The sequence below is a fragment of the Burkholderia pulmonis genome, assembly GCF_984667975.1.
In genome coordinates, this window is the sequence record NZ_OZ480186.1 from 1,277,509 (window position 1) to 1,292,828 (window position 15,320).

At 66.7% G+C, this 15,320-nt stretch carries 13 protein-coding genes; 5 read left to right on the forward strand and 8 right to left on the reverse strand.

Features of this window, described 5'->3' with window-relative positions; translation table 11 throughout:
• Positions 1-541 precede the first annotated feature (541 nt).
• From AC5LXK_RS06055 to AC5LXK_RS06065, 3 genes are all read right to left on the reverse strand, one after another.
• Entirely contained in the window at positions 542-2,506 is a 1,965-nt protein-coding gene (locus tag AC5LXK_RS06055) for a PhoX family protein (RefSeq protein WP_493390754.1), read from the reverse strand.
• A 159-nt stretch (positions 2,507-2,665) separates the two neighbouring features.
• Complete coding sequence (locus AC5LXK_RS06060; RefSeq protein WP_493390755.1) at positions 2,666-3,859, reverse strand: ammonium transporter; 1,194 nt, start codon at positions 3,857-3,859, stop codon at positions 2,666-2,668.
• A gap of 264 nt (positions 3,860-4,123) precedes the next feature.
• A complete protein-coding gene (locus AC5LXK_RS06065; RefSeq protein ID WP_493390756.1) occupies positions 4,124-4,459 on the reverse strand; it encodes a hypothetical protein in 336 nt (111 codons plus the stop codon).
• Positions 4,460-4,652: 193 nt separating this feature from the next.
• Here AC5LXK_RS06065 and AC5LXK_RS06070 point away from each other — a divergent pair, with 193 nt between their 5' ends.
• From AC5LXK_RS06070 to AC5LXK_RS06085, 4 genes are all read left to right on the forward strand, one after another.
• Positions 4,653-5,081, forward strand: coding sequence for a BCAL1086 family glycoprotein (locus tag AC5LXK_RS06070; protein WP_493390757.1), 429 nt, complete (start codon positions 4,653-4,655; stop codon positions 5,079-5,081).
• Positions 5,082-5,171: 90 nt separating this feature from the next.
• Positions 5,172-5,627, forward strand: a complete 456-nt coding sequence (locus AC5LXK_RS06075) for an Rrf2 family transcriptional regulator (RefSeq protein ID WP_493390758.1) — start codon at positions 5,172-5,174, stop codon at positions 5,625-5,627.
• Positions 5,628-5,759: 132 nt separating this feature from the next.
• The gene (locus AC5LXK_RS06080; protein WP_493390759.1) at positions 5,760-6,401 is read left to right on the forward strand and encodes an NAD(P)-dependent oxidoreductase; all 642 of its coding nucleotides are present in this window, start codon (positions 5,760-5,762) and stop codon (positions 6,399-6,401) included.
• Positions 6,402-6,632: 231 nt separating this feature from the next.
• On the forward strand, positions 6,633-7,103 hold the full coding sequence (locus AC5LXK_RS06085; protein WP_175842933.1) for an Lrp/AsnC family transcriptional regulator: 471 nt from the start codon (positions 6,633-6,635) through the stop codon (positions 7,101-7,103).
• A 47-nt stretch (positions 7,104-7,150) separates the two neighbouring features.
• Here AC5LXK_RS06085 and AC5LXK_RS06090 read toward each other — a convergent pair whose 3' ends face one another.
• Genes AC5LXK_RS06090 through AC5LXK_RS06100 form a run of 3 tightly spaced genes read right to left on the reverse strand, consistent with a single transcriptional unit; the run spans position 7,151 to position 10,638 of the window.
• A complete protein-coding gene (locus tag AC5LXK_RS06090; protein ID WP_493390760.1) occupies positions 7,151-7,924 on the reverse strand; it encodes an ABC transporter ATP-binding protein in 774 nt (257 codons plus the stop codon).
• A 4-nt stretch (positions 7,925-7,928) separates the two neighbouring features.
• Complete coding sequence (locus AC5LXK_RS06095; RefSeq protein ID WP_493390761.1) at positions 7,929-9,605, reverse strand: ABC transporter permease; 1,677 nt, start codon at positions 9,603-9,605, stop codon at positions 7,929-7,931.
• Positions 9,595-10,638, reverse strand: a complete 1,044-nt coding sequence (locus tag AC5LXK_RS06100) for a Fe(3+) ABC transporter substrate-binding protein (RefSeq protein ID WP_493390762.1) — start codon at positions 10,636-10,638, stop codon at positions 9,595-9,597. Before AC5LXK_RS06100 ends, AC5LXK_RS06095 begins: the two co-directional genes overlap by 11 nt.
• Positions 10,639-10,879: 241 nt before the next feature.
• On the opposite strand from AC5LXK_RS06100, the gene AC5LXK_RS06105 reads away from it, so the two are divergent.
• Positions 10,880-11,041 (forward strand): hypothetical protein, encoded by a 162-nt coding sequence (locus AC5LXK_RS06105; RefSeq protein WP_006476417.1) that lies wholly within the window; start codon positions 10,880-10,882, stop codon positions 11,039-11,041.
• A gap of 148 nt (positions 11,042-11,189) precedes the next feature.
• Here the strand turns inward: AC5LXK_RS06105 and AC5LXK_RS06110 are convergent, their stop codons facing one another.
• Positions 11,190-12,557 carry an amino acid permease gene (locus tag AC5LXK_RS06110; protein ID WP_493390763.1) on the reverse strand — a complete coding sequence of 456 codons (1,368 nt, stop codon included), beginning with the start codon at positions 12,555-12,557 and terminating at the stop codon, positions 11,190-11,192.
• Positions 12,558-12,848: 291 nt separating this feature from the next.
• On the reverse strand, positions 12,849-15,140 hold the full coding sequence (locus tag AC5LXK_RS06115; RefSeq protein ID WP_493390764.1) for an FUSC family protein: 2,292 nt from the start codon (positions 15,138-15,140) through the stop codon (positions 12,849-12,851).
• Positions 15,141-15,320: the final 180 nt, after the last annotated feature.

Genomic DNA, 15,320 nt, shown 5'->3' on the forward strand with positions numbered 1-15,320 from the left:
CTGTCGGCAAACCGGTCATCGGATGAGATTTTACGGGTTCACCCTTGGTTTATTAGGAAAACGCTCAAATGGGCGTTGCCGGAAAGTACATGAACCGGTGCAAATACCGCTTGACTTGTCGGGCGGAAACGGAAAGAATGTCTCACGTTTTCGAAACATCGTTTCAGGAGTTTAACCGGCAACGGTGTTTCGCGCAGTCTCTCAGGTTCTAGCACGGCCCTCGGAATGGCTAGAACTTTTTTAGCGCCACGGTCTCCGTGGCGCTTTTTTTTGCCTGTCTTTTTGACCGCCCGCCCGGACGCGTCAGGCCCGTATTATCCCCCGATCCCCGGAAACGCCCGTCCAACGCCCATCCCGGCCCGTTCGACGTATGCGTGCGCGCGCGTTTTGCCCCGTTCGCACGAAGTCGGTCACGCGATTTGCACATGCAAAAAAAAGCGCGATACCCGCACTGGGTATCGCGCATGAAACGGCGTGGAGCGCCGACGAATGAACGGTGATGAAGAAAGGGCGAGGGAGCACGCCCCCTCGCGCGACCCGGTCAGGCCTTCGCGAGCTTGATGCCGGTCTGCTCGGCCGTCAGGTAGCCGACGCTGGCGCCGAAGCGATCCTTGAAGTTCGCGTGCACGAGCGGATCGAGCGTCGGCTTGACCTTGTCGTGCAGCGGCGATTCCCAGTCGCCCGCGTGCTGGAAGTTGCTCATGATGTACGTCCAGCCGTTGATCTCGTCGACCGCGTGCAGGCCCGTCGATTCGGCGCCGGCCGGGCACGACAGCACGCGTACGAGCGACTTCGTGTCGACGTTGTACGCCCACAGGAAGTTGTTCACGTGCATGCCCGAGTCTTCGCCGATGAACAGCGTGCGCAGCTTCTCGGAGAACTTCAGGTTGTCGGGGTTCGCGATCTTGTCCGGGTTCGCGAGGTTGCCGAGCCCGTCGGCCGCGGCGAGATCCTCGCCGACGAGCGCGGCCGGCGCGCCCATGTCGACCGGCACCCATTCGCTGTCGATCGCACCGCCCGTCGTGTCGCGCTGGCTGCCCTTCAGGTTCAGTGCGTAGACGGCGCCCGCGGCGATCTTCTTGTCGACCGCGACGTCGCGCGACACCGCGTTGCCCTTGACCATCGACGTTTCGATCCGCGACATCGCCGTGTACACGATCTTGTCCTTCGCGTTCACGGTCGTGCCTTCGAGCTTCGTGAAGCCCATGCTGCCACCAAGCAGCGCCGCGTAGCGGTGCGTCTCGAGGAACGCGGCGGCCTTTTCCATCCCCGGCTTCACGCGCATCCAGTTGAACTTGCCGCCGAAGTGGATCTTCGCGTAGCTCGCATCGTTCGGGTCGGTGGTCGTCAGGTCCATGATGTCCGACGCCTTCAGCGTGTTCGCGAGCGCTTCGATCTCGCTGCTGGTCGCGTGGCCGATCTTGATCCACGTGAGCGTCGCGGTGCCGGCGCCGGCGGACGACGCCTGCGTCCACTTCGCGACGTACAGCGTGCCGGCCGACAGGTCGGCCGCCTTGTCGGCGACGAACATGAACAGGCCGCCGTTGGTGGCGTCGTCACCCATCATCACGGTGCGCTGGTCCGGCATCACCTGGATCAGCTCGTGCGAGATGCGGCCGAGGCAGTAGTGCTTCTTCACGGTGCCGGTGCCGTCCGGATTCACGGTGATCTCGGGCAGGTGGCCGTAGTGATAGGGGTTCGCCTTCGTCTCGTCGCCGAACGTGTTCTTGCTGAACGCCTTGAACTGCGCGTCGGTCGCGACCTTCGTCGCGTCCGGCTCGTACTCTTCGCTCGACAGGTGCGTGCCCCACGGCGACAGGCTCGCGCCGCAGGTGATCCACAGGCCGTGCGCCTTCGACGTGTCGACGTTGTGGTACTTCACGACCTTCAGCGCGCCGGTGGCCGGATCCTGGTCGAGCGAGAGCACCGCGATCGGCGACGGCAGCTGGCCGTATTGCGATGCGCTCGCCTGGTCGCGCGTCGTGTATTCGAACTGTACGACCGCGAACACCGTGTTGCCCTTCACGCCGGGCACGTTCGCGTTCTTCAGCGTCAGCAGCGAGCTGCCGTCCGGGCAGTCGGAATAGAACTGGCGCTCCTTGCCGGCAACCGAGCGATCGATGATCGGCTGGTTGTTGATGTCGTAGTAGCCGCCCGCGAGCGTCGTGCCGCCCTTGCCGTCCGGCACCATGTCGCCCGTCACGAAGAACGGCCGGTACGCGAGCTTGAAGTTGCGCGACGAGCCGTCCGAGAACGACACCGACAGCGTCGAGCCGACCGTCGTCGTGGCCATCGCGGCCGCGTTGTCGAGCGACGGGGCGGCCATCGCCGAGAACGTCGCCGACGTGTATGCGGCGGCGACCGGGGCCGGCGTCGAAGCGGGATTGTCGTCACCACCGCAACCCGTCAGCAGGGCCGGCAGCGCGAGACCGGAAAGGGGAAGCATCGGCGCGCCGGCGAGGATCTTCAGGGCCTGACGACGGGCAGCATTGGGCAACGCGGGCATGTGGAGTCCAGTTTCAGTTGTTGGAAGAATGGCCTTCGCGATGCATGCGTTCGGCAAGCGTCGCGAAGGCTTATTGAAAACTGGACGGAAGTGTAAGGATGCTAGATGAAAGTTTTTTGAATTGAAAACGTAATGATGCGTCGGGTGCTCGTCAGACGGTCAATCGCGCTCGGGCGTTGCCGAGATGCGGTGGATCGACAGGTCGGCCCCGTCGAATTCGGCTTCGCGGTCGAGGCGCAGCCCGACGGTCGCCTTCAGCGCGCCGTAGACGAGCGTGCCGCCCGCGGTCGCGATCGCGATGCCGCCGAGCGTGCCGACGAGTTGCGACAGGAACGACACGCCGCCGAGACCGCCGAGCGCGGGTTGCCCGAACACGCCGGCCGCGAGGCCGCCGAGTGCACCGCACATTCCGTGCAGCGGCCACACGCCGAGCACGTCGTCGATGCGCCACCGGTTCTGCACGCAGGTGAACATCGCGACGAACAGCGCACCGGCCACGGCACCCGTGACGAGCGCGCCGATCGGGTGCATCACGTCGGAGCCCGCGCATACCGCGACGAGTCCCGCGAGCGGCCCGTTGTACGTGAAGCCCGGGTCGTTGCGGCCGGCCATCCACGCGGCGAGCGTGCCGCCGACCATCGCCATCAGCGAATTCACCGCGACGAGGCCGCTGATCTTGTCGAGCGTCTGCGCGCTCATCACGTTGAAGCCGAACCAGCCGACCGCGAGCACCCACGCGCCGAGTGCGAGGAACGGGATGTTCGACGGCGGGTGCGCGGCGATCCGGCCGTCCTTCGCATAGCGGCCGTGGCGCGCGCCGAGCAACAGCACGGCCGGCAGCGCGACCCAGCCGCCGAACGCATGCACGACGACCGAGCCGGCGAAATCGTGGAACGGCGCACCGAACGCGTGCGTGAGCCATGCCTGCACGCCGAAGCGTTCGTTCCAGGCCATCCCTTCGAAGAACGGATAGATGAAGCCGACGATGATCAGCGTCGCGATGAGCTGCGGGTTGAACTTCGCGCGCTCGGCGATGCCGCCGGACACGATCGCGGGAATCGCCGCCGCGAAGGTCAGCAGGAAGAAGAAGCGCACGAGTGCGTAGCCGTTGTGCTGCGACAGCGTGCCGATGTCGTCGAAGAACTCGACGCCGTACGCGATCGTGTAGCCGATGAAGAAATACGCGAGTGTCGACACCGAGAAGTCGACCAGGATCTTCACGAGCGCGTTGACCTGGTTCTTTTTGCGGACCGTGCCGAGTTCGAGAAAGGCGAAGCCCGCGTGCATCGCGAGCACCATGACGGCGCCGATCAACAGGAACAGTGTGTCGACGCCCGATTTCAGACCATCCATGCCGTGGCTTCCTTGCGCAAAAAACGGGCAAGGAACGCAAGTATCGAGCCAACTTGGTGAACGACTGCGTGGAGTTGGTGCTTGTGCACCGCGCGGTGCGGCATTCCGGTGAATCATGCACGGGATGGGGGCGCGGCCGGCGGCGGCCGACGATGGTGCCTGGTGCACGTGCGTGGTGCGGTGCGTGCTGAACTGGTGCGTGCGGCGGGTGAGGTGGTGCGGCGTGGTGCGCGGTGGTGCGTGGTCACGCACCGATCTGGCGCGTCAGTGGCGGGGGAACAGCGCGGGCGGCCGGCGCAGCCGCATCGCGCATGCCGACCAGTAAGCGGCGACGGTCGACAGCCCCAGTGCGGCGAACGCGAGTGCCGCGAAGCCCGCGAGCGACTGGCCGTCGCCGTCGGGGCCGACGATGCCTTCCGTGACGATCAGTGCGGCCGTCCAGAAGCCGATCACGGCTTGCGTGAGCAGGCGTGCGCATGCAATGCGGCGCGGCCGCCCGGATTCGGCGAGGCGGCGTGCCGACGGCGCGCGCAGGCACAGGAACAGGGTGGCGGCGAGCAGCGCGGCCAGGGCGATGAGCCAGTCGACGAGGAAAGCCATATGGAAAAGGGGACACGTCCGAAGCGAATTGAAGCGTGCCTACTTTAGTGATGTGGCGCCTGCGATTGAATCAGACGAATCCGAAATTGAAAGGTATTTTTAATGACGGGTCGTTATTTGGGCTGTTCCACAGGCGGTATCATCGACACCGGTCCAACCACGAGGCCGCGCGATGCGCGGCCGGAGATTGCTGATGAACATGAAGACATCACGGGCGCGCCGCGTGCCCGGGTCCGTGCTGGCGGCCGTGGCCGCCGGTGCGCTGCTGCTGCTCGCGGGCTGCGAGAAGTCCGCCACGCCGGTCGCGCAACCCGATACGGCCGCGAGCGCGGCCGCCGATGCCGCAAACAATGCGGCCAAGGCGCTCGACCAGGTGGCGAGCACCGTCAATCAACAGATCAACGCGGCGAAGGCCGGCATCGCGTCCGCGGCGTCGGCCGTGCCGCCGCTGTCCGCAAGCGGCCTCGCATCGGCCGCACAGGCGCAGATCGATGCGGCCGCATCCGCGGTCGTTGCGCATGCGGCCTCCGAAGCGGGCGCGAAGATCGCGGAAGCCGGCAAGAAGCTGCAACAGTGGAGCCAGCAGAACGCCGTGGGTGCCAAGCCTGCGAGCGGGGAATGACGCGGGCTTGCGCAATCCGCAAAATGTAATTATCATGGTTACACATGTCGCCGGCTGCAGTTCGGGCCGGCGTCGCCGAGTGAGTCAGGAATGAATACCAGCAGCCGGTTCGCGTTTGCCGTTCACGTGCTCGCCTTGCTGTCGATGCAGGAAGGCGTGCCGTTGTCGTCCGACATCATCGCGGGCAGCGTGAATACGAATCCGGCACTGATTCGCCGGTTGCTGTCGATGCTGGCGGCCGCGGGGCTCACCACGTCGCAGCTCGGCGCGGGCGGCGGTGCGCTGCTGGCGCGCGAGCCCGGCGAGATCACGCTGCTCGACGTGTATCGCGCGGTCGACGATGCGCAACTGTTCGCGCTGCACCGTGAGGCGCCGAATCCCGCATGCCTCGTCGGGCGGCATATCCAGAGCGCGCTGACCGACTATATCGGCGACGCGCAGCGCGCGATGGAGGCATCGCTCGCCACGCGCACGCTCGTCGACGTGACGGCCGACATGCTGGATCTCGAGCGGCGCACGCAGCAGGCGGCACGCGCCGGCGGGTAGCTGGCGCAGGCAGGGGCAGGAAACCGGACGACGCGCAGGCGCGGCGACCGGCAAAACGGGGGCTTTGCCCCGTTTTTTTCGGTCTTAAATGTAATTAATTGTGTTACATATATTTCTTTCTGGAGAATCGACATGACGCAACGTTCCCTGAATATCGCACTGTTCGGCGCCACCGGCATGATCGGCTCGCGCATTGCGGCGGAAGCCGTGCGACGCGGCCATCGCGTGACCGCGCTGTCGCGCCACCCGGGCGCATCCGGTGACGGCATTACCGCGAAGGCGGCCAACCTGCTCGACGCGGCCAGCATCGCGGCCGCCCTGCCGGGCCATGACGTTGTCGCGAGCGCGTACGGTCCGAAGCAGGAAGATGCGGCGCAGGTCGTCGCGGCTGCGAAGGCGCTGGTCGCCGGCACGCGCCAGGCGGGCCTGAAGCGGCTCGTCGTGGTGGGCGGCGCCGGTTCGCTCGAAATCGCACCGGGCAAGCAGCTGGTCGACAGCGAAGGTTTCCCGGACGCATACAAGGCGCAGGCGCTCGCGCACCGCGACGCGCTCGGCTACCTGAAGACGGTCGCCGATCTCGACTGGACCTTCTTCGCGCCGGCCGCGCTGATCGCGCCGGGCGAGCGCACGGGCACGTTCCGCACGGGCGTCGGCAAGCTGATCGTGGACGCGGAAGGCAACAGCAAGATCTCGGCGGAAGACTACGCAGTCGCGTTCGTCGATGCGCTCGAGGAGGACAGCTTTGTGCGCGAGATCGCAACGGCCGCGTATTGAGCGGCGCGATGGCCGGGGGCGCGTGAGCGCTTGCCCGGCCCCGGCCCGCAGTCACTCCAGGCGATTCCTCCTTGACGGGGGGAGTCGCCTGTTTCGTTTGAGGGTGAGGGACGGCCGTCGGGATGATCCGGATTGGTATTTATACCGGTCGACGCGGCGAAGCCGTTTTCATATTGTTCCCCGTTGTGCAGGATGAATAGAATAAATTTCTATCGACGAGGGAATAGGGAAATGGACGCCATCGATCGCAAGCTGCTGGAGCTGCTGCAGGCGGATGCCACGCTGCCGATCGCGGAGCTCGCGCAGCGCGTGAACCTGTCGCAGACGCCGTGCTGGAAGCGCGTGCAGCGGCTGAAGGAAACCGGCGCGATTCGCGCGCAGGTGGCGCTGTGCGATCCGCGCAAGCTCGGGGTCGGCACGACCGTGTTCGTCGCGATCCGCACGAACCAGCACACCGAGGAGTGGGCGCAGCGTTTCACGCAGGCCGTGCGCGACATGCCGGAAGTGGTCGAGGTCTACCGGATGAGCGGCGAGACCGATTACCTGCTGCGTGTCGTGGTGGCTGGCATCGACGATTACGACCGGGTGTACAAGCAGCTGATTCGCACGGTGCCGCTGTTCGACGTCAGCTCGTCGTTCGCGATGGAGCAGATCAAATATTCGACCGCGCTACCCGTGCGCGATCTGGCCGAGCCGACCTGACGCGCGACGGACGCGGCACGGTATGGGGCCGTGCTGGCGGCGCGGCTTCAGCGGCCGCGCGCCAGTGCGCGCGTGCGCTCGTTGGCCAGCGCGTCGCGGCGCACGAAATCCGCGACGAACGGGCTTGCCGGATGGTGATGCAGCGCATACGGCGTATCCCATTGCGCGAGCAGGCCGTCCTGCATCACGCCGATCCGGTCGGCGATCGCGAATGCTTCCGCCTGATTGTGCGTGACGAGGATCGCGGTGTGACCCGTGTGTTTCAGGATGTCGCGCAACTCGAACGCGAGCCGCTCGCGCGTATCGACGTCGAGATTCGAGAACGGTTCGTCGAGCAGCAGCAATTCCGGCGACGGTGCGAGCGCGCGTGCAAGGGCGACGCGCTGCTGCTGTCCGCCCGACAGTTCGTGCGGATATGCGTCATGGGCATCGGCGAGGCCGACGAGCTCGAGCATTTCCGCGACGCGCATGCGCCGTTCGGCCTTCGCGATGCGCCGCAGGCCGAACGCGACGTTGTCGGCCGCGCTCAGGTGCGGAAACAGCGCGTAATCCTGGAACATCATGCCGATGCGCCGCCGCTCGGGCGGCACGTCGAGCGACGGTGCCGCGACGGGCACGCCGTCCAGTACGATGCGGCCCATGCGCATGGGTTCGAAGCCGGCAATCGCGCGCAGCACGGTGGTCTTGCCGCAGCCGGACGCGCCGAGCAGGCAGCCGATGTCGCCGCGCGGCAGCGCGAGGCTCAGGCCGTCGACCACCGCGCGGCGGCCGTGCGGGGTGTCGTAGGCGACGCAGAGGTCGTCGAGTTCGAGCAGGTTCACGGGTTCAGGCTCCGATCTTGTGGCGGGTGCGCGCGAGCAGGATCACGGGCACGAGCCCGGCCAGCACGATTGCCAGCGCGGCGACCGCGCCTTCTTCATAGGTACCGCGTGCGGCTTCCGCATACAGCCAGGTCGCGAGCGTGTCGAAATTCAGCGGACGCAGCAGCAGCGTGGCCGGCAGCTCCTTCATCGCGTCGACGAACACCAGCAGCGCGCTCGTCGTGAGCGCGGGCCGCAGCAGCGGCAGGTGCACGCGGCGCAGCGTGCCGCCGGCCGTTTCGCCGAGCGAGCGTGCCGCATGTTCGAGCGACGGCGGAATGCGTGCGAGGCCGGCCTCGATGCCGCCGGCCGGGATCGCGAGAAAACGCACGGTATAGGCGATCACGAGCGCGGTTGCCGAGCCCATCAGCAGCAGCCCGTCGCGGCCGAGCGCCGCACCGAACAGTCGGTCGGCCGCCGCGAACGGAATCAGCAGGCCGATCGCGAGGACGGTGCCCGGCACCGCGTAGCCGAGGCTCGCGATCCGCGCGCACAGGCGGGCAGGGCCTGCACGGGCGCTGTCGCGTTGCGCACGCGCGGCCCATGCGACGACGAGCCCGCACGCGAGCGTCGCGGCCGTGGCGGCGGTCGCGATCGTCAGCGTGTTCGCGAGCCCCGTCGTCAGTTGCGCGGACACGCCGCCGACGAGATGCAGCCGCTTGCCGGTTTCGACCGCGAGGTACGCGGCCGGTGCGCCGAAGCCGAGCAGGACTGGCAGCCAGCCGAGCACGGCGGCGCCTAGCGCGGCCGCGCCCGTCAGGCGGCGCGGCGCGATCGGCCGCATGCGCCGGCCATGGGCGTAACGCTGGCGGCGGCGCCCGTAGCGTTCGAGCACGATCATGCCGACGACGATCGCGAGCATCGCGAGCGCGATCTGCGCGGCGCCGGCGAGATCGGAGCGCGTGACCCACGTCGTGTAGACGGACACGGTCAGCGTCTGCACGCCGAGGAATTCCGATGCGCCGATGTCGTTCAGCGTTTCGAGCAGCGCGAGGCTCATGCCGACCGCGATCGCGGGCCGTGCCAGCGGCACGACGATGCGCCAGAACGTTGCGATGCGCCCGGCGCCGAGCGTGCGTGCGGCTTCGAGCAGGCTCGCCGACTGCATGACGAACATCGCGCGCGTGCTCAGGTAGACATACGGATACAGCACGAAGCCGAGCACGAAGATCGCGCCGGGCAGCGAGCGCAGGTCGGGCAGGCGGAACTGGCGCGGGCTGTCGAAGCCGAGCAGCCAGCGGATCGCGCCCTGCACCGGGCCGATCGGGTGCAGCAGGTCGAGATATGCGAACGCGACGATGTAGGTGGGGACGGCGAGCGGCAGCAGCAGCGCCCACGTGAGCATCCGGCGGCCGGGAAAATCGTAGGCGGTCACGAGCCATGCGCAGCCGGTGCCGATGATCGACACGATCGCGCCGACTCCCGCGAGCAGCAGCAACGTATTGACGAGCGCCTGCGGCAGCACGAATTCGGCGAGATGCCGCCAGTGTGCGAGATCGGCACCGAACGCGGCGGCCACGAGCACCGCGAGCGGCGTCGCGACCGCCGCGGCGATCACCAGCGCCGCGAGCAGCCACAGGCTGCCCGTGCGCGGCCGGTACGGTGTGCGGTGCGTGCCGGCGGACGATGCGTCAGTTGTCAAAGCCGACCTTGTCGACGAGCTGGCTTGCCTGCTTGCGGTGTTTCGCGATGTCGGTCAGCGGCAGCGGATCGACCTTCAGCGTGCCGAAGCTCGCGATCACCGGATCGAGCTTCACGTTCGCGCGCACCGGGTATTCGTAGTTCGCCTGCGCATACAGCGCCTGCGCCTCCGGCGACACGAGGTATTCGAGCAGCTTCACCGCGTTGGCCTTGTGCGGCGCGTGCTTCGCGACCGTCGCGCCGCTGATGTTCACGTGCGTGCCGCCGCTCTTCGCGTTGGCGAACGTCGGGCGCACGACCTTGATCGCGTCACCCCATTTGCGGGCGTCGCTGCCCGGCTCGGCGTTCTTCATGTGGCCGACGTAGTAGGCGTTCGCGAGGCCGACGTCGCAGATGCCGCCGAGGATGTCGCGCGCGACGTCGCGGTCGCCGCCCGTCGCCTTGCGTGCGAGGTTCGCCTTCACGCCGCGCAGCCATTTCTCGGTCGCGGCTTCACCGTCGTGCGCGATCATCGCCGCGACGAACGCCGTGTTGTACGGGTGCTGTCCCGAGCGGATGCAGACCTTGCCCTTCCATTTCGGATCGGCGAGATCCTCGTAGCGGAATGCGTCGACCTTCAGGTCCTTTTCGACGTACAGCACGCGGTCGCGCAGCGACAGCGCGTACCAGTCGCCATTCGCGCCGCGCAGGTTCGCGGGAATCGCATCGTCGAGCGCCTTCGAGCGCACCGGCTGCGTGACGCCGCCGTCGACGAGGTCGAGCAGGTTGCCGACGTCGACCGTCATCAGCACGTCGGCCGGCGACTGCGCGCCTTCCGCCTTCACGCGCTCGAGCAGGCCGTCCTTCACGAACACCGTGTTGACCTTGACGCCGCTCTGCTTCGTGAACGCGTCGATGAGCGGCTGGATCAGCTTCGGCTCGCGGGTGGTGTACAGGCTCACTTCCTCGGCCGCGTGGGCAAGCGGCGCGAAGGCGGCTGCCGCAAGGGCGAGGGCGCCGGCGAGCGGCAACAGGCGGGTGCGCGGATTCGACATGAAGACTCCGGTGGGGCAGGTGAACGAAGGGGGCGTTCCGGGGCACGCCTGCCGCCCGGGCAATCCGGAACATTACAAAACGAAAGACTCCGGATTCTAGATCGAAATGGGAACGATTATCAAATGAAAGCTTGCGGAAAGAAGCGGGGGAAGATGGGGCGAGATCGGAAACGGGGCGTCGCAGTGCGGGCGCAAGCGCGTAGAATGCCCGCTTCGACGAATTTGACGAGACGCACCGACCATGAACGATCAGCGCAAGAAGAACCCTGTCCGCAACGTGAGCATCCTGATCGTCGTGGCCGTGCTGCTGGTGATCGGGACGATCCTGTACAACGCGATTTCGCAGAAGCACGCGTACGACGAGGCCCATCCGGCCGAGGCCGCGAGCGCGGCATCGCACTGACGTGCCGGTGCGCGGCCTGGTCGGGCCGCGCTTGCGGGGCAGGTGCAGGGGGAGAATCCGCGGCTTCCGGCGCGACAGGCGTCGCGCGGAGCCGGGACAGCAGCGGGCGCCGAAACGGGGCGCACCGCGCAGGCAGGTCAGCCGTGCGTCAACGTGACGCAGCGGCGAATTTCGGGCGGATCCGTGCGTAGAACACGACCGCCAGCAGCGCGAGCCACGCCGCGCCGACATACAGCGCGACGCGCGTATCCTCGAACCAGCCGAGCATCACGATCACGAAGCCCATGAACGCGATCGTCAGCGCCGGTGCGACCGGCCACAGCGGCACCTTGAACTTCAAGGCCGCGACTTCGGCGCCCGACAGGCGGCGGCGCATCGCGACCTGCGACAGCAGGATCATCAGCCAGACCCACACGGTCGCGAACGTCGCGATCGCGGCGACCATCAGGAACACGTCCTTCGGCATCAGGTAGTTGAGCAGCACGCCGACGAGCAGCGCACCGGCCATCACGAGCACCGTGACCCACGGCACGCCATGCCGCGACGTCGTCATCAGCACGCGCGGCGCCTGGCCTTGCCGGGCCATCCCGAACATCATCCGGCCAGCGCCGAAGATATCGCTGTTGATCGCCGAGATCGCCGCGCTGATCACGACGAGGTTGAGGATCGTCGCGGCCGATTTCACGCCGAGCGCCGAGAAGATCTGCACGAACGGGCTGCCGCCGCTGCCGACGCTCGTCCACGGGCTGATCGACATCAGCACGACCATCGTCAGCACGTAGAACAGCAGGATGCGCGCGGGCACCGCATTGATCGCGCGCGGAATGACCCGCTCCGGATCCTTCGCCTCGCCGGCACTCATCCCGATCACCTCGATTCCGCCGTACGCGAAGATCACGACCGACAGCGACGCAATCAGCCCGCCGACGCCGTTCGGCAGGAAACCGCCGTGATTCCACAGGTTCGCGAACGTCGGTACGTCCGCCGAATGGCCGAAGTGCATGCCGGTCAGCAGGATCGCGACGCCGCCGCCGATCATCGCGACGATCGCGCCGACCTTGATGATCGACAGCCAGAATTCGAGCTCGCCGAACACTTTCACGTGACACAGATTCAGCCCGCAGATGATCGCGACGACGCCGAGCACCCAGATCCATTGCGGGACATCCGGAAACCAGAAGCCCATGTAGATGCCGAATGCGGTGATGTCGGCGATCGCGACGATCACCATTTCGAGCGTGTAGGTCCAGCCGGTGACGAATCCCGCGAACGGACCGAGATTCTCGGTCGCGTAGTGGCCGAACGAACCGGCGACGGGTTCGCGCACGGCCATCTCGCCGAGCGCGCGCATCACCATGTAGACGGCCGCACCGCCCAGGATGTACGCGAGGATCACGGCGGGGCCCGCGAGCTGGATCGCGGTCGCTGAACCGTAGAACAGGCCCGTGCCGATCGCCGAGCCGAGTGCGAGAAAGCGGATGTGCCGCGCACTCAGGTGGCGCTGCAAGTTTTTCATCGAGTCTCCGATATCGTTATGCGACGAACCGGGCGAGCGGAGCCGGCCCGATTGGCTCAAGTTGTCTATACAACTTGAATGTGAACGAATGATAACAAGCCGGGCCCGGTGACCGGAATCGGGTATTCCCTGACTGGCGCGACGGGCGGAATAGGGCGTGGGGCGGTCGCGCGATGGATGCGCGGGCCGCGTGGAGCGGGCGGGTCATGCTTCGGGGATCGCTGAATCGGGAGCGCCGGTGGGTCGATCCGCGGCGTGCGCGGGCCGGCCCACCGGCGCGGACATTCGGGGTCAGGCCGGCAGGCGGATCACGCTCGCATCCTTGCGGATCAGCAGCGACGACGCGAGCATCTGCTTGCACTGGTGCGCGAGCACCTTCAGGTCGTGCGTGAGTTCGGCGCCGACCGCATCGGACTTTTCCGCGGACACGACCATCGCATCGAGGTCGCGCGTGATCTGCTTCGATGCTTCGAGCTGGTCGGCGGGCGGCGGCTCGCCGGCCTCGGCTTTCTCGAGATTGTCGAGCACGGCGGCGAGGCCGCGATGCAGCGCGTCGTCGTGCTCGAGGCCGCCGTCGGCCGCGCATGCGTTGCGGATCAGCGGCGCGGCGGCCGTGATCTGCGCGCCGAGCACGTGTGTCTGCACGAGCAGGTCGTTCAGCTCGGGCACGAAGCGCTGGTGGGCCTTCGGTTCGATCATCATCCGCTGGAATGCCTGCCCGAGGTTCGCGAACGCGATGTGCACGTCCTTGCGTGCCAGGCGGTAGCGGTAGTCGTCGTCGAGGCTGGCCGCCGGCGCTTCGACCACGGCGGCCACACCCGCGACGACGGCCGCACCGTCGGCGGCCGGCACCGGCGGCGGCGACATGCCGCGCCCGGCGCGCCACACGGCTTCGAAATACTTGCGGGTGGATGTCAGCATGTCGGTGACGAGCTTGCCCATCAGCCGGTATTCCCAGTACGGGAACAGCCGGCTCGCGGCGATCGCGATCATGCAGCCGACCACGGTGTCGATCGCGCGTTCGCCGATGATCCGCATGCTGCCCGGCGCGAGCAGGTGGAACATCAGCAGCACGTACGACGACGTGAACACGACGCTCGCCGCATAGTTGAACAGCAGCAGGCTGTAGCTCATCACCATCGACCCGAACATGATCGCGATCAGCAGGTGCGGCTCCTTCACCGTGTAGATCAGCGCGATGCTGGCCGCACAGCCGATCAGCGTACCGATGATCCGCTGCGCGTTGCGCTGCTTGGTCAGCGAGTAGCCGGGCTTCAGGATGATGATGGTCGTCATCACGATCCAGTACGCGTTCGTGAGCGGCAGCAGCCGACCGATCCAGAAGCCGACCGCCACGGCGATCGTCACGCGCAGCGCGTGACGGAAGCTCGGCGAGCGCATGTTCAGGTTCGAGAAGATCAGCAGCGGCGACATCCGGCGGCGCTGCAGGAAGCGCGTGAGCGCCTTGTCGATCTTCAGTTCGGTTTGCTGCGGATCGGCATGGCCCGACAGGTTGCGGCGCATCCGGTCGATCAGGCGCGTCGCGCTCCAGATGCGCCGGAACGTCGCGAGCACGGCCGCATATGCTTCCGCGTTGGTGGCCGCGAAGTTCTTCTTGCGCATCAGCTCGATCTCGTACTCGATCGCGCGCAGCTCGGCCTTCACGCTGACCCGCGAATGCGGCGCGCGGTTCTCGAGCACCGCGAGGCCGATCTCCTCGAGATCGGCGGCCGCCTTGCGGATCAGGTCGCGGTAGAAAATGATCAGGTCCGAGCCGCCGAACGTGTTGCGCACGAGCGGGTAGTCGGTGTGCGCGCCGACGAACAGCTCGTGCAGATCGACACTGTTGATGAACAGGTTGTACATCGTCGTGCGGCCGGGATCGAGCTTGCCGCGCCGCAGCTTCGGCAGGTTGCGCAGCACGATGTCGCGCGCGGTTTCCTGCGTTTCGACCGCGGTGATCTGCCGTGCGACGAGATTGCGGTAGCACTCGTCGAGATCGGCATCGAGATCGTAGAACTGCGCGCGGGCGAGCAGGTAGTCGGCACAGGCGAACAGGCTCTCGGCCAGCGCCTGCTGCTCGATCCGGCGCGCCTGCCATTGCGACACGAGCGTGGCCCAGTACGTGTACCAGAGGCCGCCCGCGAGAATCCAGCCGGCGTTGATGAATGCCTCCAGCGGCGTGAATTTCTCCTCGAGCGTCATCACCATCATGAACAGCGTCGCGAAGCTGATCTGCGGCCAGCGGTTGCCGTAGACGACGATCAGCGACAGCAAGAACGTGAGCGGCACGATCGTGAGCCACAGCGCGAAGATGTTCGGCGTCGCGAGGCCGGTCGCGAGCGCGGCCAGGAAGCCGATCACGCTGCACGCGAGCATTTCGTTGTGCTTGTACTTGAGCGGGCCCGGCATGTCGACGACGCAGGCGCCCAGTGCGCCGGTCGAGATCGTGAAGCCGAGCTCGCGGTTGTGAAACACGATGAGGCAGAGCACGGCCGGCAGCGACACGCCGACCGCGATCCGCAGGCCGCCGAAAAAGTACTGGCTGTAGAAAAACTTTCTGATTTCGACCGAATAGCGCATCGATGGGCTGAATAGCAGACGAAGACGCCCGGGGGTGGCGTATTGACTGGCGACGAGTCTATCGTATTTCGCGGTCCGCAAAACCTGGCTTTCCGGCAGAGCTTCGCGACGGCGGTCCATTTGCTATCCTTGGTGATCCTGTTCGCCCGGCCCGGCCGGTGCGAGGTTCCGACGCCCGCT